Raw genomic sequence first — 25,164 nt, 5'->3', positions numbered from 1 at the left:
CTCATCGCGTCGTCCCCCCGGCCGGATGCAGCGGCAGCGGGCTGCCCAGCAGTTTGTGTCCGCGCACCAGCGGCAGGGTGAGTCGGAAACACGAGCCCACGCCGGGTTCGCCCGCTGCTTCCAGGCGCCCCTGATGCAGGCGGGCGTCCTCGATGCTGATGGCCAGGCCGAGGCCGGTGCCGCCGGAACGGCGCACCCGCGACGGGTCCGAGCGCCAGAAGCGATTGAAGACCAGTTTCTCCTCCCCTGGCTTGAGTCCGATGCCTTCGTCGCGCACGGTGACGGCGACGGCGTCGCCGTCCGAGCGCATGGTGAGGGTCACCGGTCGATGTTCTCCGTGGTCGATGGCATTGGCGAGGAGGTTGCGCAGCACGCGCTCGATGCGTCGCGGATCGATCTCGGCCAGCACCGGCTCCACCGGCAGATCCACGACCAGTTCGGTGCCGGTGTCGGCGGCCAGCGGTTCCACGGTGGCCAGGGCGGCCTCGATCGGGATGGCCATGTCCATCCTCTCGGCGGAGAGTTCGGCCTGCCCGGCGTCGTGCCGGGAGATCTCCAGCAACTCGGTCAGCAGCGTCTCGAAGCGGTCGAGCTCCTTGTCCATCAGTTCTACGCTGCGCCGCTGCATCGGGTCGAGTTCGTCGCGGCCCTCGTACAGCATGTCGGCGGCCATCCGCACGGTGGTCAGCGGAGTGCGCAGCTCGTGGGAGACGTCGGAGGTGAACTGGCGCTGCAGGCCGCCGAACTCCTCCAGATGGGTGATCTGCCGGGACAGACTCTCGGCCATGTCGTTGAACGACACCGCCAACCGCGCGAACTCGTCCTCGCCGTGCACGGGCATGCGCTCGGTGAGGCGGCCGTCGGCGAAGCGCACCGCGATCCGGGACGCCGACCGCAGCGGGCCGACCACCTGCCGCGTCACCAGCCAGGCGATGGCCGCGAGCAGCCCGAGGAGCACGACGCCGCCGACCAGCATGGTGTTGCGGACCAGCGAAACCGTCTTCTGCTCGCTGCCCATCGGGAAGACCATGTACAGCTCCAGGCCGGGGATCGCAGTCTCCACCGGGGTGCCGGTCACCAGCGCCGGCACCTGTTCGCTGCCGCGCTGCACCGTCGTGTACTGATAGGCGACCTGTCCCCGGGAGACCATGGCCTGCAGCTGCGGCGAGACCTCCGACACCGGTCCGGTCCCGGCCAGCGGCGGTTCCCCACTCCGGCCCGGCACCAGCAGCACAGTGTCGTAGGCGCCGCCGGTCGACGAGGTGGTCGCGGCATCGGTGTCCTGATCTGTCAGCAACGCCCGCGCCCGCGCCAGCCGCGTCTGCGTCGACGCGCTGGCTTCGCTGGAGGTGAGCACCCTTTCGACCAGGATCCGCGAGCGCTCCAGCTGACTCAGTGCCATGGCCTGCTTGTCCTCGAGCAGGCGCCCGGCGATCTGGCTGATCAGCAGGAAGCCCACGATCAGCAGCACCACGAACGACAGCGCCAGGGTGGAGACCACCACGCGCAGCTGGAGCGAACGACGCCATAGCGAACCGAACGCGCGGCCGACACCGGCGGCCGCGCGTTGGACAGAAGCGATGGAGCGGTTGACCCTCCGTCGGTTGATCACGGCGGTCCGGCCTTGTAGCCGACCCCCCTCACGGTGAGCACGATCTCCGGGTTCTCCGGGTCGGTCTCGACTTTCGCGCGCAACCGCTGGACGTGCACGTTCACCAGGCGGGTGTCGGCGGGGTGGCGGTAACCCCACACCTGTTCCAGGAGCACCTCGCGGGTGAAGACCTGCCGCGGCTTGCGCGCGAGCGCCACCAGGAGATCGAACTCCAGCGGCGTCAGCGAGATCGGGACGCCGTCGCGGGTGACCTTGTGGGCGGGCACGTCGATCTCCACCGGCCCGATGGACAGCAGTTCTGCGGGCTCGTCGTCGGTGCGGCGCAGGCGCGCGCGGATGCGGGCCACCAGTTCCTTGTGCTTGAACGGCTTGACCATGTAGTCGTCGGCGCCGGACTCCAGGCCGAGGACCACGTCGACGGTGTCGGACTTGGCGGTCAGCATCACGATCGGCACATTGAACTCGTTGCGGACGGCGCGGCACACGTCGATGCCGTTCATGCCGGGCAGCATCAGGTCCAGGAGGATCAGGTCGGGGCGCAGTTCGCGGACCGCCGGCAGCGCCTGCGTGCCGTCGCCGACCACGTACGGATCGAATCCCTCGTTGCGCAGCGCGATGGTCAGCATCTCGGCCAGCGAGGCATCGTCGTCGACGACCAGGATCCGTGGCTTCATGTCGACCATCGTGACACTGTTATCTCACCGAGACGTGGACGACGCGCCGGACCGCGGCCTCGAGCCGCGTTCCGGCGCGACATCCGTCAGCGCCGGCTCGAGTCCCGGGGAGCCCGATCCCGGTGATCGGGGGTGCCGTCGCCGTCGCGGTCGGTGTCGAGCCAGATGTCGGCGATGCGGCCGTTGTGCTCGGCCACCATCGCATCGACCTGCCAGCTCTCGGCCGCACCGGTGCCCGGCACCGGGTCGCCGACGATCGTGTAGTCGGTCCCCGAGTCACCGCCGACCACCGCGACCCCGGGCTCGGGCGGCAAATCGCGTTGCGGAGTGAGTGTGCGGTCGACGGTGCCGTCTCCGTCGTCGTCCAACTGGACGATGTCGTAGGTCCCGTTCTGGTCGCCGTCCGCTGCGTAGGCGTCCAGATGGCCGTCGCCGTCGGTGTCGAACAAGAAAGCCTCGTGCACGCCGTCGAAGTTGGTGTCCACCGACACGTAATCGGGTCGTCCGTCGCCCGTCGTGTCGACCTCGGCCCGGTCGAAGGCCCCGTCGCGGTTGGTGTCGAAGAGACTGACCTCGGCGACTCCGTCCAGGTTCGCGTCGATCCCCCTGGTGTCCGTGATGCCGTCCCCGTCGGTGTCGTAGTCGTAGGTGTCCAGGTGGCCGTCGCCGTCGGTGTCGTACCCGACGGCGTCGATGATGCCGTCGCCGTCGATGTCGAAGTCGGTCATGGTCGTCTCCTCCGGTTCGGTGGCTTCTCACTTCTAAGAGGCGTCCTGGACCAGAAAGGTTCCCGGCCCGGTCCTGATACCCGGTGGCACGGGTGCCACGAGCATTAGAATCGATGCGTGGACATTGCGCCGGGCAGCGACCTGAGCGGCCGCGATCTGCGGGAACGGGACCTGCGCGACACCGATCTCCGCGGAACCCTGCTGCGGGGCGCCGACCTGCGTGGGGCCAATCTGCGGGGCGCCGACCTGCGCGAGAGTGATCTGACCGGGGCCAGGCTCGACGGCGCCCGCCTGCAGATCGCCCGGATGGCCGGGGCCGTCCTGACAGACGCCGGCCTGACGGGCGCCTCACTCAACCGCGCGGACCTGCACGCCGCGGTCCTCACCGGCGCCGACCTGTCAATGGCGCAAATGGCCGAGGCGCGCCTGCACCAGGCGACGATGCGCAACGTCAGACTCTCCGGAGCGACGGCACACCGCAGTGATCTTGCCGCTGCCGACCTGACCGGCGCCACCTTGATCGGCACAACGCTCACCCAAGCCCGGCTCCACGAGACCCGGCTCACCGGTGCGGATCTGTGGAGCGCCGATCTGACCGGCGCCGATCTGACCGGTGCCGATCTGCTCGGCACCCGGCTCACCGATGCCCGAGTGGAGGGAGCGAACTTCCACGACACCTGCGTGCTGTCGGTGTCCGGGCTGCCGTCCGGCTACGTCGCACTCCTGCCGCTGCCCGAGGGCTGGCGATTGACCTTCCACTGCTGGGACGGAACGCCCGGCGACCTCCGCACACTGATCGCCCGCGACGACGATTGGCCCGAAGCCCAGGGCGATCAGATCGGGATCCGGCGGCCCGGGCTCGCGGCGCTCGCCGATCTGGCCGACGCCTGGATCGCCACGCAAGACAACGCCGTGCGAGCGGCCGCGCAGCGCTGGCGCCGCTGAACACCGGCGCCGATGGTCAGCGTTCGCCGGCCTGCGGACTGAAGGTCTCCGAGTACAGGAACGAGCGCGTACCGGGCGCGACGGCGCCGCCGGACTGTCCGGGGGTCGGCGGGGTCGGCGCCACCACCAGCCGTCCGCGCATGCCCGAGTCGGGGAACGGGCCGATCGAGACCTCGATCACGAGGCCGGCGTCCCCCTCGCCGATCGAGACGTCGTCGATCGGTATCGCCCCGGCGAGCAGTTGCCGCAGCGCCGCCGTGGCCGCTTCGGCGACCGAATCCCGCGACTGGTCGCAGCTCCAGGTCAGGTGGCCGACGTTGGCCGAGACCGAACCGTTCGCGTAGGGGAGATGGCGGATGTCTCCGGGTTCGTTCGGCAGGAACGTCCTCGATCCGGCGGCGGCGCGCTGGTCCGGGTACACGTTTCCCGGCTCCGGATTCTCCGGCTTCGGATGTCTACGGCGCATTGCTTCCCGCCTCCCGGTCGGTCGCTTCCTTCTCCGGTCTCTCCCGATCCCCGCCCGCCGGGGCGCCGGTCGTCCGGTGTGCGGCGAACGCCTGCAGAATCCGGTCGATCAGCACTAGTTCGGTGTCCAACGTGTTGACGTCCTTGCGCCGCGCCGCGTCGTCGGCTTTGCGGTCGGCGTCAGCCTCCTTGAGGAGTTCCTTGGCCTCGGCGATCGACGCCGTCAGTTCGGCACGGTAGGCCAGTTTCAGTTCGGGACCGACCTCGTTGTAGACGGCCCGGATCGCAGCGCCCATCTCGTCCTGCGCGCTCCGCAGCGCGGCATTCATCGCGGTCCGCAGCTTCTCCTGGCCCACCGACTTCAGCTGCAGGCCCACCAAGATCGGCGCCATCATCGGGCGCATGGCGGCGAACATCATGGTGCGGGGCGCGAGGTAGCCCTTCCACCGTTCGTATTCGGGCGGGGGCCGCAGGTCCACCGAGTCCAGGCTCCCGAGTGCCTCGGACATGGCGGCGGTCTGCAGGATCGCCCCGGTGAGCCACTTCTCGGCGAACGCCGCGAGTTCGTCTCTGACCTGGCGGGTGAGGGTGTTCACCAGCGCCTGCAGTTCCACCGTCAGCTCGGCAGCCATGACCTGTCCGCCGCGGGTCACCGACACCGTGGTAGCCGCACCGATGCGTTTGTCCCACTGTTCCCTGAAGTCGCCCAGCGCATCGCGGCCACGGGACTGGGCCCGCAGCTTCAGGCGCTGCAGGTCTTGTTCGAGGCGGATGCTCCACTCCCCCTGCTCGTTCTGCAGTCGCTCGAGACGGCTCGCTTCTGCGCTCATCTCTTGCCGGGTTCGCGGCCCGTCGACCAGCGCCTGCCGGCGCAGCCGCAATTCGGCACGCAGAACCGTCAGCGCCACCGCCGCACACTGGGCGGCATTGCGTTCGACGATGCGGGCCGGGTCTCCGAGCGCCTCCTGAAAGGCACGTGCCAGGTCGGGAATCCCCGAGGCCTGCCAGCGCACCTGCGCCTGCGGCTCACCGTCGCGCGCGATCGCCGCCGCGGCGAAGACGTTCGACACCCCGATCACCGGAATTCCGGCGAACTGCGGCGCGTGCTCGCGCAGCAGTCGGCGGTTCTCCTCGACGACGATCCGCCAGCCGGTCGGCGACTTGTCCACCTTGGTGACCGCCATGATCACCGTGCCGATCTCCGCCCCGACGCCGGACAGGAATTCCAGTTCCGCCGCGCTGATCGGAGCGAGGGCGTCGCACACCATCAGCAGCGCGCAGGCACCGGTGGTCGCCCCCACCACCGCCTCGGCGTGCCGGTGGTCGAGGCCGTGAACACCGGGGGTGTCGACGATCGTCACGTCGGGAAGGCTGCGTCCAGCCACCCGAACCTCGGCTCCCACCGGCACCATGCCGTCGACCGGAGTGGTGGCCAGGTCGCCGTCGACGGTGACCCACCGGAAGACCTCGCCGGCCGGGATCGGCCGGCGGCTGGCGTCGGGAAGCAGCAGGCACGCCGACCCGTCCGGGTGCCCGGCGTCCGGCGGGACGTAGCGGACCTGCGCGGCCGTGGCGAGGCCCACGTCCACCTTCGCCGCGCCGACCCGACCGATCAGGGAGTTCACCAGCGAACTCTTTCCCCGCTTCACCTCGCCGACCACCACCACCGTCCGGTCCGGAGGCGGCTGCCCGGCCACCGCGACGATCCGTTCTGCCTCGGCCTCCCGGCCGTGTTTGCGCAGCACCAACTGCGCCGCTTCGAGCGGCGTGTGAGCCTGTCGTCTCGGCGCCTCACTCACCGGCTGCCGCCTTCGGCGGCCAATTGGTACGTACGTTCCAGCACGGTGAGGGCCTCGCGCTCGGCACTGGACAGCACCGCGATCCGCTGCGCCCGGCAGTCGGTCAGCAGAGCGGCGGCGCGCGAGGTGATCTGCGCCGGCGACGCCGACGGCGGCAAACCGCACACCGCCGCCGGTCCGTCGGCGGCCAGCACGGCCGCCAGCCTTGCCAGCACCGGACTGTCCGGCTCGCGCCGGCGCAACCGGTCCGCGACGGCCGTCTCGCGCAGCCGGTGCGCGGCCGGTGCCAGTTCGAACCGTTCCAGCAGGGCCGCCACCGCATCCCGCGCGGCGCTGCGCCCCGCGAGTTCCCGCACGCCGGCCACCGCCACGCGGGCCCGGCCGACCGAGCTCGCACGGCGCAGGACCGTGTCGATCGCCCTGCGCAGAGTCACCAGTCCGGACCGGTCGAGCAGCCAGTCCGACATCGCCACGGCACCGGCGCGGGCCCGGTTCCTGCCGTGCAGCAGTCCGTACAGTCCGATGCGCTCGAGCAGGCCGGCGATCTCCGGGGAGGTCTCACCGGCGTGGATCGCCAGCAGCAACTCGTCCCGATCGATACCGGCGAGCGAGCTCAGCGCCGCGGCTTCCCGTTCGGAGATCCCCAGTTCCGCGGCCTCGGCCATGAGCCCCGACACCGGCACAACGAGCTGCGTGAAGTGTGCGAACTCCCGGGCGAGGACCGCAGCGTGCTGGGCCGCGACGTCGAAGGGGTCGACGTCACCGGCGGCTCCCTCTCCGGCGGTGTCGGCCTGCGAGCTCACCAGCATGGTGTTGCGCGGTGAGGCACCAAGGTCCTGCAGGAAACTGACCTCGTCGGTCCGCAAGCGACCGCCCTCCACCAGGAACAGCACCGCGTCCGGCGCGGGCAGACCGTGTCCGTCGATCAGCGCGCGGCGCGTCGCCCGCTCCGAGGATGTGGTGTGCCCGGTGAGGCCGGGGGTGTCGATGATCCGGTAACGATCGCGCAGGGGCGCCTGAGCCAGATGCACCACCTCGAAATCGACGTCCTCCGGCGGACATCCGAGCTCCCGCGAACCGAAAGCCGGCCGCTCGTGCCGCGCACCGTCGAGCCCCACCAGTTCCGCCCGCTCGGGCACACCGAACTCGTACAGCGTTGCCACTCTGGTGCACTCCCGCTGATCGGTCGGTGCGATCTGCTGTCCGATCAAGGCGTTCGCCAGGGTCGACTTGCCCGAGCTGACGCGACCCGCCAGCGCGACGGTCGGCGCCCCGAAGACCCGGCTGGTCACAGCCTCGACCGCCGGCCGCTCCCGCGCCGGCACCGTCGCGGCGACGTCGCGCAGCAGCCCGCGAACAGCGTCCATCAGCACTGCATCGGTGTTGCCGGCCACCTGGTCACCGTACCGAGCCGCCAGAGGGGTCTGGAACCTTTCCACCGGTCTTGGAACTTTTCTCCCGCTGTGCGCACTCCTACTTCTCACAGCGGTCTTCCACCGACGACCAGACGAGACCGAAAGGCCAGTCATGGACCAGCTCGACTTCCCCGAGGACACTCCCGCCGACGAGCCGATCGAATACCTCTGCGACACCCCCGAGGACGACCCGCTCGATCCGGGCCCCGAGGCCGGCGAGGTGCCCGAGTTGCCCGCCGATCTCCCTGGGGTATCGGCGCCGGCCGGCGGCGCGGCCGCCGAGGAGTACTCCGAGCACTGGTTCACCCAGGCCGCGAACGGAACGTGCGTGCCGGCGAGCGTCGCTCAGATCGTCTCCGAGTACACCGGAACCACCTTCGCCGATGAATCGGTGTTCGTGCAGTACGCGCTCGACCACGGACTCTTCGCCGACGGGGTGATCGAGAACGGGATGACCGCTGAAGCCGGTGCGCAGATCCTGGAGGCCTCCGGGATACCCGCCACCGTGGCCTTCGGTGATCTGGCGACTCTCCAGGACCTGCTCGACGGCGGCCACGGCGTCATGGTGGCCGTCGACTCGGGCTACTGGGATCCCGGACAAGAAGTGGTCGACCAGCTGACAGGCACCGATCAGGGTGCCGACCACTGCGTCGTCATCTCCGAGATCGATGTGGAGAAAGGCGTGGTCTATCTGTCCGACACCGGTGGGGAGGGCGGCGACATGCTGGAAGTGCCGCTGTACCGGTTCGAGGAGGCCTGGGCCGAGAGCGGTAATCAGATGATCGTGTGCGACGTCCCCTCACCGAACATCGAGTTCGCCTCCGGCGAGACCGGGCTCCCGGCGGCTCAGCCCACGGCGGCGACCGAACCGGCCGGGTTCGGTTCGACCCAGGCTGGTTCGACGCAAGCTGGAGCCGAGGTACCGGCCGGCGTCGCCGGTGGCACCGAAGACTCCACCGGACTGGCGGACGCGATCGGCTGGCTCACCCATAACCCGTGGGTGCTGATGCCCGTGGTCTTGGGTGCCGGGGTGGCCGTGAAGAGCGTGGCGACGGCCGCGACGACATCACGAGATCCCCGATGAACTGGGGTCTCCTCATCGCCGCCGCAGCCGCGATCGCCGAGGTGGCGCTGGTGGCCGGCTATCTGCTGCGCGGCGCCGTCGACCCGGTCGGACACCGCACTTCCGGCGGGATCCGCGGGCCGGAGGCGTCACCGGCCGCCACCGAGCGTGCCGACGACCTCATCATGGCCCTCACCGGCGCCTACGACACGTCGACCGAGGACTCGGTGCGGTCGTATGTGAGGCAAGAGCTGGAACGCGCGGGGGTGACCCGGGTGGCACCGGACCCCGGCGCCCCGTTCGATCCGCAACGGTTCCGGTGCGTGGCCACGGTGCCGGCTACTCGTTCCTCCGGGCGGCTGGGCACCGTGATGAGAACCGAGCGTCCGGGGTGGACCCGGGTTCGCGACGGCCGCCCGCTACGGGCAGCCGACGTGACAGTCTGGAGCGCAGCCGAATGAACGGGCCGATGGCCGACCGACATGCCGAAGGGGGCGAGCCGATGCGTCCCGGAGCGTCCCTGCTCAGCATCGATTTGGGCACCACCAACACCACCGCGGCATTCCGGGACCGCCGTGGGACGGTGCACGAAGTCCGGTTGTCGGCGTCGGCGGCGGCGATGCCGTCGGCGGTCTTCGCCGACCGCGATCAGTTGGTGGTCGGCACCGCCGCCCTCAACCTCGCCCTCACCGAGCCGGGGCGTTTCGAACCCATGCCCAAGCGTCGTCTCCGCGACGACACCGTGACGCTCGGCGACCACTCCTACCGCCCCGCCGAACTGGCCGGCGCGGTACTGCGTCGGGCCGTCACCACCGCCACGTCGCGTCACGGCGGTGGATTCGACGGCGTCGTCCTGACGCATCCGGACGGGTGGCGCACCGAGATGCTCGAGCGGCTGGTGGCCGCCGCCCGCAACGCCGGCCTCGACGTGCATCGGCTCGGTCTGCTCGGCGAATCCCAGGCGGCGGCGGCCTACTACGCGGCCGCCACACCGGTGGCCGCCGGTGACCGCCTGGCCGTCTTCGATTTCGGCGGGGGCACCTGCGATGTCACGGTGCTGGACTGCACCAGGCCGGGTACCTTCGTCGTCGCCGCATCCGGTGGACTGCACGATCTCGGCGGCGACGACCTCGACGCCCGGCTGTACCGGTGGGTGCTCGACCATTGCCGGTCGGCGGCACCGGCGCTGGCCGGGCGGCTCAGCCAACCCGCTGCCCGGCTGACCGTCCTGGACCGGATCCGAGATGCCAAGGAGACGCTGTCGTCGTCGAACCGGGCGGTGATCGCGCTCCCCGACGGGACGTCGCTGCAGATCACCCGCACGGAGTTCGAGCAGCTCATCGCCGCCGACGTCGCCGAGGCGCTGGCGCTGACCCGGCGCGTCATCGCAGAAGCGGACGCGGTGACCCCCGCCCCGATCAGCCGGATCTTCTTGGTCGGCGGGTCGAGCAATATCCCAGTGGTGCACCGCGAGCTGAGCTCTCTCGGCGCCATCGCGACGCTGGGTGACCCCAAGACCGTCGTGGCCCAGGGCGCACTCGGCGCCGAGGGCCTCATCACGCCAGCCAACGACCTGGCCAAACCCCGGTCTCGCCGGCAGAGCAAGCCGGAGCCCCCGCCTCCTCCACCACCGCCACCACCTCCGCCTCCGTCTCCGTCGAAACCTCCCCTGTCCGGTCGCACGATGGCGCTGATCATCGGCGGTGCCGCCGGCGTGCTGGTGCTGATCGCAACGCTCGTCCTCACCGTGGTCTCCCTCAACGGAGACCGAGAACCGCCACCTCCGACGGCCTCCGGACTGTCCGGCACCCCCGTCGGCGACGAGCCCGAAGGTTCGGCGACTCCCACCTGTCCCTTCTCCGCTACTGAGGAGTGCGCTCTGTTCGCGATGATTCCGCCAGACCTGCAGCCCACGGCCAGCTGCGGCCCGTGGGACCTTCCCGCCGTGACCGCCGCCATCACCTGCCGCGTGCAGGACCCGACAGTCCGTCAGATCGACATCGCCCGGTACCCGGGAGACGTGGCGGACTACGAACGACCGCCCAACGAGTCCTGGACCTATGAAGACGGAACTCGCGGCGGTGGACGCTACTGGAACGAGACTCCTCTCTCGGTCTGCCACTCCACCGACAGCACCAACACGATGGCCTGTCTCCACTACGCCCCCGGTGACCGTGACGAAGTGCTCGACTGGTGGCGGCAACAGCCGGGGCTCTGATGGCACGCGACAAGTCAGGCGACCCGACCGTGAACGACGACCTCACGCATTGGTGGCGGCGATACGAGGACCCCGAGACGCTGACACCACCGCTGGGAGTCTGGAACCGCGCCCTCGATCACGCCTTCGATCTCGGGGCACACGTGGACTCCGACCTGTACCTGCCGCCCGGGCCGGACGTCCACTCCGTCGAAATCGCCGATCTCCCCGAGGCGGACGACCTTCCCCACGACCACCTGGATCCCCTGTCCGGGCTCGACGACGACCCCGGATCAGGGCTCGAGTCCGAACCGGTCGCCGATGACCCTCCCGACGGCGAGCAGACGGCAGACGGCGGGGACATCGAACTCTGACGGATTGCTCCGGAGTGTTTGCCCACGCCACTAACTCCGACGGCAAGTGACGCACCGGGCTAGAATCCATCCGTGACATACTTCACAATTCAGGCCGTGGCGTCCACCGTCACGCGTGCGGTGGGGGCGGAGTAATGGCGGCGGTGGGGTCGGGCTCAGCCAACGACCATGCCGCTGCACTGCTGCAGTCCGCGATGGCAGGCGACCAGCACGCCTACGCGGAACTCGCCGGCGCACACCGGAACCGCCTCTGGTCGGTCTGTTATCGCATCACCGGCAACCCTGAAGACGCCGAGGACGCGTTGCAGGAGACCCTGCTGGCCGCGTGGCGCGGACTCGCCACCTTCCGCGGGGATTCTGCCTTCTCCAGCTGGCTGTACCGGATCGCCTCCAACGCCGCGCTCGCCCAGGCCAAGCGCCGACCTCAGACCCTGACCATCGAGAATCATGAGTTCGCCGCGGAAGGCGATTTCACCACCGACGTAGCCTGGTCTGACTTGATTCAGGAGGCCCTGGACAACCTGCCCGAGCACTACCGGGTCCCTTTCGTATTGCGTGTCTACGGTGATCTGACGTACCAGGACATCGCCGACCAGCTCGCGATCCCCGTCCAGACCGTGCGGAGTCGCCTGTCCCGAGCCAAGCGGGCACTCCGGGAGAACCTGGGCGACCCTGAGGACCGCTCCTGAACCTCAGCCGCCGGTTGCTCCCCGGCCCGGACACTAGGATCGGCGGCATGGGAATCCTCGTGGCGATCGAAGGCCTGGACGGCGCAGGTAAGAACACCATCGTGCAGCGGATCCGCGCGCAGGCCGCCGACCACGGCATCTCGATGACGACACTGGCCTTCCCCGACTACGGAAACTCGATCACCGCCGATCTGGCCGCCGAGGCGCTCCACGGCGAACACGGCGATCTGAGCGACAGCGCCTACGCGATGGCCGTGCTCTTCGCCCTCGACCGCCGCCGGTCCGCACCCGCCCTACGGGCGGCGCTGGCGGAGTTCGAGCTGGTCCTGTGCGACCGCTACGTCGCCTCGAACGCCGCCTACAGTGCCGCCCGGCTCGATCAGGGACCCGACGGCGAGGTGGTCCGGTGGATCCGCGAGCTCGAGTTCGGCCGCTTCGACCTGCCGGTGCCCGACCACCAGCTGCTGCTCGGCGTGCCCCCGGAGGTCGCGATGGATCGCGCCCAGGGGCGCGCGGACACCGATGCGTCGCGGGCCAAGGACGCCTACGAGCGCGACGCGGACCTGCAGACCCGCGTCTGGCGCGCCTACCTCGATCTGGCCGACCGGCAGTGGGTGTCGCCGTGGCTCGTCGCCGACGGCGACGAGGCGGTCGCCGCGGTGCTGCGCCTGACCGTCCCCGGTGCCTCGCTCCGGTCCTGACGCCGAACTCGGATGCCACTCGCCCGCCACCTGCGGGAGGTGACGGGCGAGGGATCTCGACTTCGCTCGATCAGTAGCGGTAGTGCTCCGGCTTGTACGGCCCTTCGACGTCGACGCCGATGTACTCGGCCTGCTCCTTGGTGAGCTTGGTCAGCTGACCGCCGAGCGCCTCGACGTGGATGCGGGCGACCTTCTCGTCCAGGTGCTTGGGCAGCCGGTAGACCTCGTTGTCGTACTCGTCGTTCTTGGTCCACAGCTCGATCTGCGCGATCACCTGGTTGGCGAAGCTGTTGCTCATCACGAACGACGGGTGACCGGTGGCGTTGCCCAGGTTCAGCAGGCGCCCCTCGGACAGGACGATGATGCTGTTGCCGTCCGGGAAGACCCACTGGTCCACCTGCGGCTTGATGTTGATGCGGGTCATGCCCTCGGCGGACTCCAGGCCGGCCATGTCGATCTCGTTGTCGAAGTGGCCGATGTTGCCGAGCACGGCCTGGTTCTTCATCTGCTTCATGTGCTCGAAGGTGATGATGCCCAGGTTGCCGGTGGAGGTGATGACGATGTCGGCGTTGCCGATCGCGTCCTCGACGGTGACGACGTCGAAGCCGTCCATCATCGCCTGCAGGGCGTTGATCGGGTCGATCTCGGTCACCTGGACGCGCGCGCCCTGACCGGCCAGCGACTCCGCGCAGCCCTTGCCGACGTCGCCGTAGCCGCAGACGAGGGCCTTCTTGCCGCCGATCAGCACATCGGTGCCGCGGTTGATGCCGTCGATCAGCGAGTGGCGGGTGCCGTACTTGTTGTCGAACTTGCTCTTGGTGACCGAGTCGTTGACGTTGATCGCCGGGAAGTCCAGTTCGTCGGCGGCGGCGAACTGGTACAGGCGCAGCACGCCGGTGGTGGTCTCCTCGGTGACGCCCTGCACCGACTCGGCGGTGGCGGTCCACTTGGTGGGATTCTTCGCCAGCGACGCGCGCAGCAGTTCCAGGAACACCTTGTACTCGGCGGGATGCTCGTCGTCGGTGGGCGGCACCACACCGGCCTTCTCGAACTCGGCGCCGCGCAGCACCAGCATGGTGGCGTCACCGCCGTCGTCGAGGATCATGTTCGGGGTGCCGGCCGGGTTCTCGTCGGTGGCCGGCCAGGTGAGCATCTGCTCGGCGGCCCACCAGTACTCCTCCAGCGTCTCGCCCTTCCAGGCGAACACCGGGACGCCTGCCGGCTCCTCGGGGGTGCCGTACGGGCCCACGACGATGGCGGCGGCCGCGTGGTCCTGCGTGGAGAAGATGTTGCACGACGCCCAGCGGACCTGCGCGCCCAGCGCGACGAGGGTCTCGATCAGCACCGCCGTCTGCACGGTCATGTGCAGGGAACCGGAGATCCGGGCCCCCTTGAGTGGCTGCACGTCGTGGTATTCGCGACGCAGCTCCATCAGGCCGGGCATCTCGTGTTCGGCCAGGCGGATCTCTTTGCGGCCGTAGTCGGCGAGCGATAGGTCGGCGACCTTGAAATCGATTCCGTTGACTACGTCGGCGGTCAATGCGCTGTCGGGCGCGGTGGTCATCTGGTCCCTCTCGATGGCGGCCGTGATTCGTCGGGCATAAGGCTATCCTCTCGCCGACGGCGCGCTGCACCGGCGTGGCACGTCAGAGCACATCGTGGATCGGGGCGGGCGTTTCGCCGCGTTCACGCATGCCCAGCACCGAATGCCGCATCCCGTACGCCAGGTACACGACGACACCGAGCACCATCCAGATCACGAAACGCAGCCAGGTCTCGATCGACAGGTTCAGCATCAGCCAGAAGCAGGCGATCACCGACAGGATCGGGATGAGCGGCATCAGCGGCACACGGAAGCCCCGCTCCAGGTCGGGACGGCGGTACCGCAGCACGACGACGCCGATGCTGACCAGGACGAAGGCGAAGAGCGTGCCGATGTTGACCATCTCTTCGAGTGCCCCCATCGGGAAGAAGGTGCCCAGGACGCCGGCGACGGCGCCGACGAGCAGGGTCATGCGCACCGGGGTCCCGCGGCTGCCGGTCTTGGACAGGCCGCGGGGCAGCAGGCCGTCGCGGGCCATCGCGAAACCGATGCGCGTCTGACCCAGCAGCATCACCATCACCACCGTGGTGAGGCCGGCGAGTGCGCCGAGGTTGATGATCCACTCCGCCCACGTGATGCCGTGCAGCTGGAAGGCGGTCGAGAGCGTTCCGCTCTCCCCCGCCAATTCTGTGTACGGCACCATGCCGGTGAGCACCAGGGTGACGGCCACGTACAGCACCGTCACGATCAGCAGCGAACCGAGGATGCCGCGCGGCAGTGCCTTCTGCGGATTCTTGGTCTCCTCGGCGGTGGTGGCCACGATGTCGAAGCCGATGAACGCGAAGAACACCAGGGAGGCGGCGGCAAGCAGGCCGTACCAGCCGAAGTTGCTCCCGTCGGCACCGGACATCCACGACCACAGTGTCTGGTGGATGCCCACGCCGCGCTCGGCGGGCTCCGCCGGCGGAATGTACGGCGAATAGTTCTTGGCCGAGATGTAGAACGCGCCGACGATGATGACCAGCAGCACCACCGAGACCTTGAGCGCGGTGATGATCAGCGACACCCGCGACGACAGCTTGGTGCCCAGCGCCAGCAGCGCGGTGAGCACGCCGATCAGCAGCAGCGCACCCCAGTCGATGCTGACCGACCCCCACTCGATCACCGTCGAGCCGTCGACGCCGATCACCTTGGCCAGATACAGCGACCAGCCTTTGCCCACCACCGAGGCGGCCAGCGCCAGCTCCAGGATCAGGTCCCAGCCGATGATCCAGGCGACGAACTCGCCGAAGGTCGCATAGGAGAACGTGTACGCGCTGCCGGCGACGGGCACCGCCGACGCGAACTCGGCGTAGCAGAGGGCGGCCAGGCCGCAGGCGACGGCGGCGATCACGAAGGCCAGCGACACCGACGGGCCGGCGACATTGCCCGCCGTGCGCGCGGTGAGCGTGAAGATTCCGGCGCCGACCACCACGGCGACGCCGAAGACGGTCAGATCCCAGGCCGTGAGGTCTTTCCGAAGCCGGGAGTCGGGTTCGTCGGTGTCGGCGATCGACTGCTCGACGGACTTCACCCGCGTGAACGGATTACTCACTCGGCGCTCCCTTCACTTGCCCACCGACCCCGGTGGCCGCTGTCAGGACCCGTTCAAAGTAGCCGAGCCGACGGCGGAGTCGACGCTATTCCGGGCGCGCCGGAACGGCGGGTTCAGGTGTCGCGAGTCGGATGCGGCTGCGCGGCGCGCGTCTCGTCCGCTTCGTCGGCTTCCGGCGGCAGCGGCGGCAGCGACGCCGGATCGACCTCCGGCCGCGCGCGGATGAACAGCACGCTGGCGATCAGGCCGCCCCACACCAGGATTACCGCCACCACGAGGAGGGCGATCGCAGGTCCGGTCATCGCTTCTGTCCTTCCAGGAAGTCAACGGAGGGCCACGGCCGGAAGGCCGGATCGTCCCGGCCTCGCCAGCTGATCGCCGTGCCGACGATCGCACCGATGACGGCGAGTGCCACGGTCCCCCAGCCGAAGAGGTTGATGTACCAGTCCGGATAGCCCTCGTAGCCGTTGTTGATCACGTCGACGATCTTCTGAATCATCATGACGAGCAGGAACACCGGGGCGAACACACCGATCAGCGGCAGCCACCACTTGCCGAGTTCGAACGTCGACACGGAGTTGAGGTGCAGCCGCAGCAAGTCGCCCTTGCGGGCGAACCAGACCACGGCGACGCACATCGCGATCGCGGAGCTGACCACGCCGATGTTGTTGGCGAACATGTCGACGGTGTCGAGGGCGAACAGGCCGGTGGTGGTGGCGAACAGCCCGAAGGAGACCACGGCGCAGACCACGCCGACCACCACCGCGGCGACACGCTGGGACAGTCCGAACTTCTCCTGGATCGCGACCGAGACGCCGACGACCAGCGACACCAGCGACGTGAAGCCGGCGATGACGAGGGAGCCGAAGAACAGGGCGCCGAACAACGCGCTGCCCGGCATCTCGGAGATCACCGCCGGGAAGGTCACGAACGAGAGGATCGGCCCGGTGAGGCCCTCCAGGTCGGCGACGCCGACACCCTCCTGGTGTGCGAGGAAGCCCAGCGCCGAGAAGACGCCGATACCGGCGAGGATCTCGAAGGACGAGTTCGCGAAGCCCACCACCAGACCGGAGCTGGTCATGTTGGACCGGCGCCGCTGGAACGAGCTGTAGGCGATCATGATGCCGAAGGCGATGGACATCGAGAAGAAGATCTGGCTGTAGGCGGCGATCCAGACGTTGAGATTGCCCAGCTCACCCCAGTCCGGAGTGAACAGCGCGTTGAGGCCGTCGGCGGCGCCGGGCAGGGTCACCGCCCGGATCACCAGGGCACCGAAGCCCAGCACCAGCAGCGGAATGCCGATGACGTTGACCTTCTCCACACCGCCGGCGATGCCGAGCGCCAGCACGATGATGATGGCCACCCAGACCAGCGCCAGCGGCCACGCGACGCCGGCCACCAGTTCGGACGAGATACCCGGCTCGGAGGCCTGCAGGTAGTCGTCGACGAAGAAGCTCGCGGTGTCCGAACCCCACTTGTTGCCGAAGGAGAAGTAGAAGTAGCTCAGCGCCCAGGCGATCACGGCCGCGTAGTACACCGAGATGATGAACAGCAGCATGGTCTGGAACCAGCCGATCACCTCGGCTTTGCGCCAGAGCCGGCGCAGGGCCAGTGGCGCCGAGCCGCGGAACCGCTGGCCGATCGCGTAGTCCAGGAACAGGATCGGCAGGCCGGCCGTCACCAGAGCGATCAGATAGGGGATGAGGAACGCGCCGCCGCCGCTGTCGTAGGCGACGCCGGGAAAGCGCCAGATGTTGCCGAGGCCGACCGCCGAGCCGATGGCCGCGAGGATGAATCCCCGGTTCGAAGTCCACGTCTGCCGCTGGCCGCCGGTGGTACCGGTTTCCGTCATCGGGCGCCTTTCTGCTCGCGAATGTTCCTGACGGTAGCGCACGCGGGCGTGCGCGTCGCTCAGTCCGCGGGACCGCGTTCGATGTCGGGTTCCAGGTAGATCACGCGCGTCTGCGGGACGGCCGCACGCACACGCGCCTCAGCGGCATCGATGGCGGCCGCGATCTGAAGAGCCCCGGCGCCGGGCGAGATGGCGATCTTGGCCGCGAGCAGAAGTTCATCAGGACCCAGGTACTGGGTCTTCATGTGGATGACGCGGTCGACGCCGTCACCCGGAAGTGCCTCGCGCAGAGCGCGATCCTCTGCCTCGGTGGCACCTTCGCCGATCAGCAGGCTCTTCATCTCGATCATGAGCAGTACCGCGATCGCGCCCAGCAGCAGGCCGATCGACAGGGTGCCCACCCCGTCCCAGATCGCGTTGCCGGTTGCCATGGTGAGCCCGACGCCGCCCAGGGCCAGTACCAAGCCGATCAGGGCGCCCGCGTCTTCGAGCAGCACCACCGGCAGTTCCGGATTCCGCGAGTTGCGGATGAAGTTCCACCACGAGGCATTGCCCTTGAGGGGCCGCGATTCGCGCCGCGCCGTGTGAAAGCTGTAGCCCTCCAGAGCCATTGCCACCAGCAGGATCACCACGGCCACGATCGGTGATTCGAGACCGTGGTCGTGCGCGTGGCGGATCTTCTGCACGCCCTCGTAGAGCGCGAACAGGGAGCCGAGAGAGAAGATCACCAGCGCCACGACGAAGGAGTAGAAGTAGCGCATCCGCCCGTAACCGAACGGGTGCAGCTGATCGGCCTCCTTCTTGGAGCGCCGCTGACCGAGCAGCAGCAGCCCCTGGTTGGAGGTGTCGGCGACCGAGTGCACACCTTCGGCGAGCATCGACGACGAGCCGGTGACGGCGAACCCGACGAACTTGGCGGCTGCGATGCCGGCGTTGGCCAGCAGTGCCGCCACGATCGCCTTCTTGGAGCCCTCGGTCGACATCGCACTCTCCTCGCCTCGCCCGGCCGCTGTTCAGACTGTGCCAGCGTAGTGCGCCGGGCGCCGCTGCCCCCGGCGGATCGGGCGGCGCGGTGCGCACCCGATCCGCCGGTAGTTCGCGAACCGGACCCCCGTCGGGGAGCCGAGGACGTGCCGCCGGGTTCGGCGGCGGATTCGCCGTCAGGTGGCGAAGGACTTGCTGACGCGCTGATCGGTCTCGCGCATCCGGTTGCTCGCGTTGGCCACCCCGGTGCCCAGGCCGTCCAGGCGCAGCCGGGCGTCGGCGAACAGCTTGTCCCATTCGGCCTGCGCGGTGCGGTAGGCGGCGGCGCCGCCCGAGTCCCAGTTGGCCGACAGCGCATTCGCCTGCCGCTTGAGCTGGCCGGACAGCTCCTCGAGCCGGCCGAACTGATTCTTCAGGTCGCCGGCGAGAGTGCCCAGGCCCTCGAAGTTGTAGCGGATGGTCGCTCCGTTCATGTTCTCCCCCGTGTGTCGATGTGGTGATGGTGATGGCCGGGCGCGGTCAGAGGTTCAGGCCGCCGCCGGCCGCACCGATGATCTGCTTGCTCGCCGCGGTGTCCTGGTCGTCGTATCCGTGGAAGCCGGTGGTGAGCTTGTTCTCGATCGCGTTGAGAGCCTGCTCCAATCGCATGGCGGTGGCGTTCCAGTCGGTGTGGGTGCCGTCGAAGGTCTTGGCTGCCACTCCGTTCCAGTCACTGAGGCCCCCGGCCGCGGACGCTTTGATGCGGCCGATCACCGCGCGCATGTCGCCCACGATCCCCTTGATGCCGGCGGCGGCCGCCTGGCCGCCGGCGACGTCCAGATTCAATCCGTTCGTGTTCACTGCTTCTCCTCTTCCCTACCTCTGCCGGATCACGTCGGGATCCGGTCGGTTGCCTGCCGGTGGCCGGCGATCCGGGGGCCGGTTCATCCGCCCACCTCCGGGTCGCCGAGCCGGAAGTCGACGTCGACGGTGATCGGCGGCGGCGCGGACTCCCCGAGGACCGGAACTGCCGCCACCGGTACCGGCATCCCGGCGTCGACGGCCGGGCCGCGCGCGACGGTGCTGACGCGGGTCGCCCCGGCGCCGGACCCGGCCATGGCGGGGGCGATCGGCGCCATCGGTGCTCCCAGACCGGTCGCGGCCGCGGGCCGGTTCCAGCCCGGGGCCGGCTGCTGAGCAGACGGTGTGGCCCCGCCGACCGGCTCGGCACTGACCGGCCGGCCGGACAAGACGGGCTCGGCGGCCACCGGACCGGCCGTGCCCAGCGCAGCCGGACGGACCGTCGGCCCAGCAGCTGTATCCGGCGAACTCGCGGTCGACCCGATCGTCGTGGGGCCGGGGTTCGCGGGTCCGGCGGCGGCCGGACCGATGGCGGACGCCGGCAATGGCGACGCCGGTGTGACCCCGGCCGGGGCCGGTACGGCGGGCGGCCCCACCGGCGCGGCCGAGCCGAGGAGGGTACCCGCCAGTTGCAGTCCGGAGGACGCCAGCGGCAGCGCCGCCCGGACGAGTCCGGCGACGGTGTCCGGGGTGACCGGCGGCGGGGTCACCGGGACCGGCGCCCCGTCGACGGCCATCTTGGCGGTCGGTGCGGCCAGCTGAGCCCGGGTGGCGGCGACGACGCCCATCGCCTCGGTGAGGCCCTCGGCGGCGAAGCCGAGGACGGCGACCTGTCCGGGCGGGGTGGCGATCGCCGGCATCGCTGCCGCGATGAGGCCGGCGGTCTTCACGATCACTCCCTGCAGCGCGGCCAGTCCGGCACCGACGATGGCGAGGCCGCCCGAGATGTCGGTGCTCATCGCCGCCGACTGTGCGGCGAGTCCACCCGCGTCGGCGGTGGCCAGCGCAGTCTTGGCGACCGCTCCGGTCGCCCCGTCACCGGCCCACAGCCCGCTGAGCGCCTCGATCGCGCCGGTCGCCGCCCCGATACCGGACTGCAGCGTCTGGGCGATGCCGGTCAGCATCACAGTCGGATCACCGGAGCCGCCGGGCAGCGTGCCGGTTCCGAAAGTGCTCAGCAGCTCGCGGAGTGGAGTCAGCAGCGCGAGCGGGTCGAGGGCCGGAAGTGTCGGCAGGTCCGGCAACCCGGGTGGTGCGAACAGCGCAGCGAGATCGCCCGTGCCGGTCGGCGCCGCACCCGCCCCGGGCACGAGGTGCGCCAGCCCCAGGTCGTTCAGCAGCCGGCTCGGTGTGGTCTCGAGCAGGTCGGGCAGTCCAGTGGGTGCCAGCAGTTCGCCCAGGGTGGGCTCGCCGGCCGCATCCTGCTCGCTCATGCGCCGGCGATCCCGCCGGCGCCGTCCGCGTCGGCGCCCCGGAACGCCCCGAGGCCCGCGGTGGCGGCGCCCGCGGTCGCGGCCTGCACGGCGGCGAGTGCGCTGACGGCGGCGAGATGGTTGGCTTGCGCGATGCCGAAGGCGGCCAGGAACTCCTGGCCGATCAGGCCGAAGGCGCCGGTCATCACCGCGGTCTGGGCGGCGGTGTCGGCGGTCCCGGCGGCGGCGGTCGCCGCACTCAGCGCGGCCGCGGTCGCCGCGAAGGACTCCACGGCTTCGGCCGCGACGGTCACGTCCCTCATCGTTCCCCCTGACTGTCTGTGTGCCGCCCAGGACGGACGGGATACGGATTAGACGCCGCCGGGGCGTCCGCGGTTCCCTGCGCTTCCGGTGTGTCGTCGAACTCGGCGAGGAACTCGCGGGTGAGGTCGGCGCGGCGGGCGCACAGCTCCCGGGCGGCGTCGGCGGCGGCCTCGACGATCAGCTGGGACAGGCGGGCGGCGTCGCCGCGTCCGGCGCCGGGCAGCAAGTCCAGTGCGGCCAGCGCACCGGTCGCGTCCAGCCGGACCGTCACGCGACCGCCGTCGGTGCTCGCGCTCACCGACATCCCGGTGAGGTCCTGGTGCACGCGTTCGAGGGCGGCCAGGTGCGCGGCGGCCGCAGCGGTGATCTGGTCCATCGCGCCGGTCATCGCCGCACCGTCGCAGCACACCAGCGGTCGGCGTCTTCTTCCAGCTGCAGGAGCGCCCTGCGGTCGGGCAGGCCGAGGGCGTCGAGCACCTCGGCCGGGGTGCCGGTCTCCTGCAACCGGAGGCGGCGCTGGTGGGCGCTGCTCCCCCGGGCCAGAGCGCACAGCGCGACGATGCGGGCGGCGACCACGTCCAGGCTGACGGCCAGCTGGGATCGGGCGATGCGCAGACCGATCGGCAGCCCCTCCGCGGTGGTGGTGACCGCAAGGCCGCCGCAGGGTGACGATGCATGGCTGGTGTCGGGCGGTGGTTGCCCGCTGCCGTCCGGGGTGCTGCTGGTGAGGTTGCTGGTCTTCATGCCGGTTTAGACGCTGCGGCGGCGCCTGCGGTTCCCTCGACACCCGGAGCACGGCGTGCCGTATGGGCGGCCGCCGGCGCCGCCCCGTCGTACTTGGACGCACCGCCGGCGGCCGCGGTTCCATCGCGGCCTTTCCGGGCGCGGCGCACCGGCGGCCCCGTAGCGTTCGGCTCCCGGCCAGAACCGGGAGACCAAGGGGGAAGACCATGACCGATACACCCGTGGCACTGCCACCGTGGCTCAGCGAGGACGACGCGCAGCTCGACCTCTCGCACGTGGGGGTGCCCGTCTCACCGCAGGCGGCACCGGGCCCCACTCCCCCGCAAGCCGGTCCCCCGCAGCCCGCTCCGCCCCAGCCCAGTCCACCGCAGCCCAGTTCGCCGCAGCCCAGTTCACCGCAGCCCAGTCCACCGCAAACCCATCACCAGCAGCCCCATGAGCAGCCCCATCGCCGGCAACCCGGCCCTCCGCACCCCGAGACGGTGCACCCGCACGCCACGGCCGCGTCACCGCCGGCCGCAGCGGCGCCGTATCCGCCCCGGTCCGCCGGCGCAGTGCCGGATCAACGGCCGGCGCCGGGACCGGCACTCGATCAGGTGGCGCTGCTGCGGAAGGCGCGGCGCGCACCGGCGCGCGGCTGGCGGCGGGCGGTGCACAGTCTGTCCGCGGGGACCATCAATCCCGGCGAGTCCACGGCCGAACTGGAGTATCAGGAGCTGCTCGAGAGAGTCGGAAGACCGGTCCGCGGCGACTACCGGATCGCTGTGCTGTCGCTCAAAGGCGGGGTCGGCAAGACCACCACCGCGGTGGGCCTGGGGTCCACCTTCGCCTCGTTGCGCGGGGACCGGGTGATCGCCGTGGACGCCAATCCGGACCTGGGGACGCTGGGCCAGCGGATCCCGCGGCAGACCGAGTCCACCGTGCGGGACCTGCTCGCCGATCCGGCTATCCACCGCTACTCGGACGTGCGGGCGCACACCTCGCAGGCGCCCAGCCGCCTGGAGGTGCTGGCCTCCGAACGTGATCCGGCGGCCGCCGAGGCCTTCAGCGAGGACGAGTACCGCGGCGTGATGGCGATCCTTCAGCGCTACTACAACATCATTCTGACCGACTGCGGAACCGGTCTGTCGCACAGCGCGATGCGCGGCGTCCTGGATCTGGCGGATGCCCTGATCCTGGTCAGCTCACCCGCACTCGACGGGGCACGCAGCGCCGGAGCCACCCTGGACTGGCTGGCCGGCCACGGCTTCGGCCATCTGATCGCGCGGTCGGTGGTGGTGCTCAGTTCTGCACGCCCGGGATCGTCGTCCATCGACACCGACCAGCTGGCCCAGCACTTCCTGACTCGGTGCCGCGCGGTCCAGCCGATCGTCTTCGACGACCATTTGGCCGAGGGCGCGGATATCGATCTGGAGCTGCTCAACCGCCGGACGAGGCGCGGATTCGTCGAACTGGCGGCGATCATCGCCGACGACTTCGGGGGCACCGGCCTGCGCAGACACCCTCCGTTCCTGGCAGATTGAGACCCAGGACACACCTCGGTCGGGGCCTTGAGTTCTGACGACTCGGCGACGCTGGGGTTGAATGAGGGTGAACGCCCGGCGTCCGCGCCGGGCCGCAGCCCGAGCCGGAGGTCACCCATGACCGAGATGCACGCCGACGACGCCGCCCGGAAGAACCTTCCTCCGGTGCGGATCGAGTACCGCACGATCCACGGCTACCGCCGCGCCTTCCGGATCGCCGGTGAGGGCCCGGCGATCCTGCTGATCCACGGCATCGGCGACAACTCGTCGACCTTCGAGGAGATCATCGGCGAGCTGGCCCGCGACCACACGGTGATCGCCCCCGACCTGCTCGGGCACGGACTGTCGGAGAAGCCCCGCGCGGACTACTCCGTGGCGGCCTTCGCGAACGGGATGCGCGACCTGCTGGTGGTGCTGGGGATCAGCAAGGTGACCGTGGTCGGCCATTCCCTGGGCGGCGGGGTGGCGATGCAGTTCTGCTACCAGTTCCCGCGCTTCGTGCAGCGACTGGTGCTGGTGGCCGCCGGCGGCGTCACCACCGACGTCAATCCGGCGCTGCGTCTGGCGTCGGTGCCCGGTGTGCCGACCGCCCTGCGCGCTCTGGGCCTGCCCGGGATGCTGCCGCTGCTGCGCGGGGCCTCGCGGTCGCTGGTGCGCGCCGACTCGGTGCCCGGACTGCCGGCGCGGCTGACACCGCGCGGCCTGATGATCGATCATCAGGACCTGCTGCGCATCCTCAGCGACCTCGCCGACCCGCACACCCAGGCGGCCTTCATCCGCACCCTGCGCGCCGTGGTGGACTGGCGTGGCCAGACCATCACCATGCTCGACCGCGCACACCTCACTGAACGTCTGCCGATGCTGGTGGTGTGGGGAGACAAGGACACCGTGATCCCCGTGCATCACGCGGAGCTGATCCACGCCGCGATCCCGCACGCACAGGTCGAGTTCTTCGCCGGCTCCGGCCACTTCCCGTTCCACGACCAGCCGCAACGCTTCACACAACTGGTGCTCGACTTCATCGCGGCCACCGAGCCCGTCGAGTTCGATCCGTACAACTGGCGCTCGTTGATGTCTGCGGGTCAGCGCCTGGACGCGATGGTCGGCGACGAGGACATCCTGGAGGAGATCCTCGAGGCCATGGAGGACGAACGCAGCGTCAGCTGATCGATCGACACCGGGGGCGGTGTGCGACGATGCCGCGGTGACCAATCCGCTCGGCCCCCACGATCCCGTCAACGGCTTCCCACCGCCGGGCGGCGCATACGGCGCATCGTTCCCCCCGCCGATGGAACCGCCCTTGGTGCAGATCGGCGACATCACGGTCACACAGTCGCAGGTGATCACGCCGAGCGGCTCGTTCCCGGTCAAGGGTTCGCAGTGGTCGGTGACCGACCGCTCCCAGTACTCCGAGACCATGTCCCAGACGGGCCTGGTGCTGGCGCTGGTCGGCTTCTTCCTGGTCTGTGTGTTCAGTCTGCTGTTCCTGCTGATGAAGGACCGGAGGACCACCGGCTACATCCAGGTGACCGTCCGCGGCGTCAACGGGGTCACGCACTACAGCAACATTCCGGCGATCTCGCAGGGCACCATGCCCGACATCGCCTCCCGCGTCGGCTACGCGCAGACGCTGGCCGCCGTCGCCTGACCGACAGCGACGCTGACGGGCGGAATCCACCGCGCGCG

27 protein-coding genes are annotated in these 25,164 nt (G+C 69.9%); 10 read left to right on the top strand and 17 right to left on the bottom strand.

Translation table 11 applies throughout. The annotated features are described in order from the left end of the window. Nucleotide 1 precedes the first annotated feature (1 nt). The 3 genes from mtrB to ABD732_RS04805 all read right to left on the bottom strand — a co-directional run bounded on the left by mtrB (nucleotide 2) and on the right by ABD732_RS04805 (nucleotide 3,014). Complete coding sequence (gene mtrB / locus ABD732_RS04815; protein WP_344781130.1) at nucleotides 2-1,612, bottom strand: MtrAB system histidine kinase MtrB; 1,611 nt, start codon at nucleotides 1,610-1,612, stop codon at nucleotides 2-4. Further along, nucleotides 1,609-2,295, bottom strand: coding sequence for an MtrAB system response regulator MtrA (gene mtrA / locus ABD732_RS04810; protein ID WP_344781128.1), 687 nt, complete (start codon nucleotides 2,293-2,295; stop codon nucleotides 1,609-1,611). The genes mtrB and mtrA overlap by 4 nt, the downstream gene beginning before the upstream one ends. 77 nt (nucleotides 2,296-2,372) lie before the next feature. Beyond that, entirely contained in the window at nucleotides 2,373-3,014 is a 642-nt protein-coding gene (locus ABD732_RS04805) for a hypothetical protein (RefSeq protein WP_344781127.1), read from the bottom strand. Between the two features lie 117 nt (nucleotides 3,015-3,131). Between ABD732_RS04805 and ABD732_RS04800 the strand changes: the two genes are divergently transcribed. Next, nucleotides 3,132-3,959: a pentapeptide repeat-containing protein gene (locus ABD732_RS04800; protein WP_344781125.1), complete on the top strand. Its 828-nt coding sequence runs from the start codon at nucleotides 3,132-3,134 to the stop codon at nucleotides 3,957-3,959. A gap of 16 nt (nucleotides 3,960-3,975) precedes the next feature. On the opposite strand, the gene ABD732_RS04795 is transcribed toward ABD732_RS04800, so the two are convergent. From ABD732_RS04795 to ABD732_RS04785, 3 genes are read right to left on the bottom strand one after another with little or no spacing between them, the layout of a single operon-like run. Beyond that, complete coding sequence (locus ABD732_RS04795) at nucleotides 3,976-4,425, bottom strand: hypothetical protein (protein WP_344781123.1); 450 nt, start codon at nucleotides 4,423-4,425, stop codon at nucleotides 3,976-3,978. Then, nucleotides 4,415-6,223 carry a dynamin family protein gene (locus ABD732_RS04790; protein ID WP_344781121.1) on the bottom strand — a complete coding sequence of 603 codons (1,809 nt, stop codon included), beginning with the start codon at nucleotides 6,221-6,223 and terminating at the stop codon, nucleotides 4,415-4,417. The genes ABD732_RS04795 and ABD732_RS04790 overlap by 11 nt, the downstream gene beginning before the upstream one ends. Continuing rightward, nucleotides 6,220-7,617 (bottom strand): dynamin family protein, encoded by a 1,398-nt coding sequence (locus ABD732_RS04785; RefSeq protein WP_344781119.1) that lies wholly within the window; start codon nucleotides 7,615-7,617, stop codon nucleotides 6,220-6,222. The genes ABD732_RS04790 and ABD732_RS04785 overlap by 4 nt, the downstream gene beginning before the upstream one ends. Nucleotides 7,618-7,750: 133 nt before the next feature. Here ABD732_RS04785 and ABD732_RS04780 point away from each other — a divergent pair, with 133 nt between their 5' ends. The 6 genes from ABD732_RS04780 to ABD732_RS04755 all read left to right on the top strand — a co-directional run bounded on the left by ABD732_RS04780 (nucleotide 7,751) and on the right by ABD732_RS04755 (nucleotide 12,662). Next, on the top strand, nucleotides 7,751-8,722 hold the full coding sequence (locus ABD732_RS04780; protein WP_344781117.1) for a cysteine peptidase family C39 domain-containing protein: 972 nt from the start codon (nucleotides 7,751-7,753) through the stop codon (nucleotides 8,720-8,722). Beyond that, nucleotides 8,719-9,162: a nucleotide exchange factor GrpE gene (locus ABD732_RS04775; RefSeq protein ID WP_344781115.1), complete on the top strand. Its 444-nt coding sequence runs from the start codon at nucleotides 8,719-8,721 to the stop codon at nucleotides 9,160-9,162. Before ABD732_RS04780 ends, ABD732_RS04775 begins: the two co-directional genes overlap by 4 nt. A gap of 8 nt (nucleotides 9,163-9,170) precedes the next feature. After that, entirely contained in the window at nucleotides 9,171-10,919 is a 1,749-nt protein-coding gene (locus ABD732_RS04770; RefSeq protein WP_344781113.1) for an Hsp70 family protein, read from the top strand. A 29-nt stretch (nucleotides 10,920-10,948) separates the two neighbouring features. Continuing rightward, nucleotides 10,949-11,272: a hypothetical protein gene (locus ABD732_RS04765; RefSeq protein WP_344781111.1), complete on the top strand. Its 324-nt coding sequence runs from the start codon at nucleotides 10,949-10,951 to the stop codon at nucleotides 11,270-11,272. A 143-nt stretch (nucleotides 11,273-11,415) separates the two neighbouring features. Continuing rightward, on the top strand, nucleotides 11,416-11,961 hold the full coding sequence (locus ABD732_RS04760) for an RNA polymerase sigma factor (RefSeq protein WP_344781109.1): 546 nt from the start codon (nucleotides 11,416-11,418) through the stop codon (nucleotides 11,959-11,961). Nucleotides 11,962-12,008: 47 nt separating this feature from the next. Then, nucleotides 12,009-12,662 (top strand): dTMP kinase, encoded by a 654-nt coding sequence (locus ABD732_RS04755; protein ID WP_344781107.1) that lies wholly within the window; start codon nucleotides 12,009-12,011, stop codon nucleotides 12,660-12,662. A 70-nt stretch (nucleotides 12,663-12,732) separates the two neighbouring features. Here the strand turns inward: ABD732_RS04755 and ahcY are convergent, their stop codons facing one another. The 11 genes from ahcY to ABD732_RS04700 all read right to left on the bottom strand — a co-directional run bounded on the left by ahcY (nucleotide 12,733) and on the right by ABD732_RS04700 (nucleotide 21,955). Then, nucleotides 12,733-14,226 carry an adenosylhomocysteinase gene (gene ahcY, locus ABD732_RS04750; RefSeq protein WP_344781105.1) on the bottom strand — a complete coding sequence of 498 codons (1,494 nt, stop codon included), beginning with the start codon at nucleotides 14,224-14,226 and terminating at the stop codon, nucleotides 12,733-12,735. 82 nt (nucleotides 14,227-14,308) lie between these two features. Further along, entirely contained in the window at nucleotides 14,309-15,799 is a 1,491-nt protein-coding gene (locus tag ABD732_RS04745; RefSeq protein ID WP_344781103.1) for an amino acid permease, read from the bottom strand. 113 nt (nucleotides 15,800-15,912) lie between these two features. Continuing rightward, nucleotides 15,913-16,101 (bottom strand): MetS family NSS transporter small subunit, encoded by a 189-nt coding sequence (locus ABD732_RS04740; RefSeq protein WP_344781101.1) that lies wholly within the window; start codon nucleotides 16,099-16,101, stop codon nucleotides 15,913-15,915. Then, nucleotides 16,098-17,651, bottom strand: a complete 1,554-nt coding sequence (locus ABD732_RS04735; protein ID WP_344781099.1) for a sodium-dependent transporter — start codon at nucleotides 17,649-17,651, stop codon at nucleotides 16,098-16,100. The genes ABD732_RS04740 and ABD732_RS04735 overlap by 4 nt, the downstream gene beginning before the upstream one ends. 59 nt (nucleotides 17,652-17,710) lie before the next feature. Continuing rightward, nucleotides 17,711-18,634: a cation diffusion facilitator family transporter gene (locus ABD732_RS04730; RefSeq protein ID WP_344781097.1), complete on the bottom strand. Its 924-nt coding sequence runs from the start codon at nucleotides 18,632-18,634 to the stop codon at nucleotides 17,711-17,713. 177 nt (nucleotides 18,635-18,811) lie between these two features. Continuing rightward, nucleotides 18,812-19,108 (bottom strand): WXG100 family type VII secretion target, encoded by a 297-nt coding sequence (locus tag ABD732_RS04725; protein WP_344781095.1) that lies wholly within the window; start codon nucleotides 19,106-19,108, stop codon nucleotides 18,812-18,814. A gap of 46 nt (nucleotides 19,109-19,154) precedes the next feature. Next, on the bottom strand, nucleotides 19,155-19,475 hold the full coding sequence (locus tag ABD732_RS04720; protein WP_344781093.1) for a WXG100 family type VII secretion target: 321 nt from the start codon (nucleotides 19,473-19,475) through the stop codon (nucleotides 19,155-19,157). Nucleotides 19,476-19,558: 83 nt separating this feature from the next. After that, nucleotides 19,559-20,908: a hypothetical protein gene (locus tag ABD732_RS04715; protein ID WP_344781091.1), complete on the bottom strand. Its 1,350-nt coding sequence runs from the start codon at nucleotides 20,906-20,908 to the stop codon at nucleotides 19,559-19,561. Beyond that, on the bottom strand, nucleotides 20,905-21,210 hold the full coding sequence (locus tag ABD732_RS04710; RefSeq protein WP_344781089.1) for a hypothetical protein: 306 nt from the start codon (nucleotides 21,208-21,210) through the stop codon (nucleotides 20,905-20,907). Before ABD732_RS04710 ends, ABD732_RS04715 begins: the two co-directional genes overlap by 4 nt. After that, nucleotides 21,207-21,599: a YbaB/EbfC family nucleoid-associated protein gene (locus ABD732_RS04705; protein ID WP_344781087.1), complete on the bottom strand. Its 393-nt coding sequence runs from the start codon at nucleotides 21,597-21,599 to the stop codon at nucleotides 21,207-21,209. The genes ABD732_RS04710 and ABD732_RS04705 overlap by 4 nt, the downstream gene beginning before the upstream one ends. Then, nucleotides 21,596-21,955, bottom strand: coding sequence for a hypothetical protein (locus ABD732_RS04700; protein ID WP_344781085.1), 360 nt, complete (start codon nucleotides 21,953-21,955; stop codon nucleotides 21,596-21,598). The genes ABD732_RS04705 and ABD732_RS04700 overlap by 4 nt, the downstream gene beginning before the upstream one ends. Nucleotides 21,956-22,161: 206 nt before the next feature. Here ABD732_RS04700 and ABD732_RS04695 point away from each other — a divergent pair, with 206 nt between their 5' ends. From ABD732_RS04695 to ABD732_RS04685, 3 genes are all read left to right on the top strand, one after another. Continuing rightward, complete coding sequence (locus ABD732_RS04695; RefSeq protein WP_344781083.1) at nucleotides 22,162-23,478, top strand: MinD/ParA family ATP-binding protein; 1,317 nt, start codon at nucleotides 22,162-22,164, stop codon at nucleotides 23,476-23,478. Nucleotides 23,479-23,595: 117 nt separating this feature from the next. Then, nucleotides 23,596-24,645: an alpha/beta fold hydrolase gene (locus ABD732_RS04690; protein WP_344781081.1), complete on the top strand. Its 1,050-nt coding sequence runs from the start codon at nucleotides 23,596-23,598 to the stop codon at nucleotides 24,643-24,645. Nucleotides 24,646-24,682: 37 nt separating this feature from the next. Further along, a complete protein-coding gene (locus tag ABD732_RS04685; protein ID WP_344781079.1) occupies nucleotides 24,683-25,126 on the top strand; it encodes a hypothetical protein in 444 nt (147 codons plus the stop codon). The last annotated feature ends 38 nt before the right edge of the window (nucleotides 25,127-25,164 follow it).

The organism is Gordonia caeni (assembly GCF_039537105.1).
Taxonomy (GTDB): domain Bacteria; phylum Actinomycetota; class Actinomycetes; order Mycobacteriales; family Mycobacteriaceae; genus Gordonia; species Gordonia caeni.
Note: the sequence above shows the minus strand (reverse complement) of the source record. Positions and strands in the feature narration are given on the sequence as shown.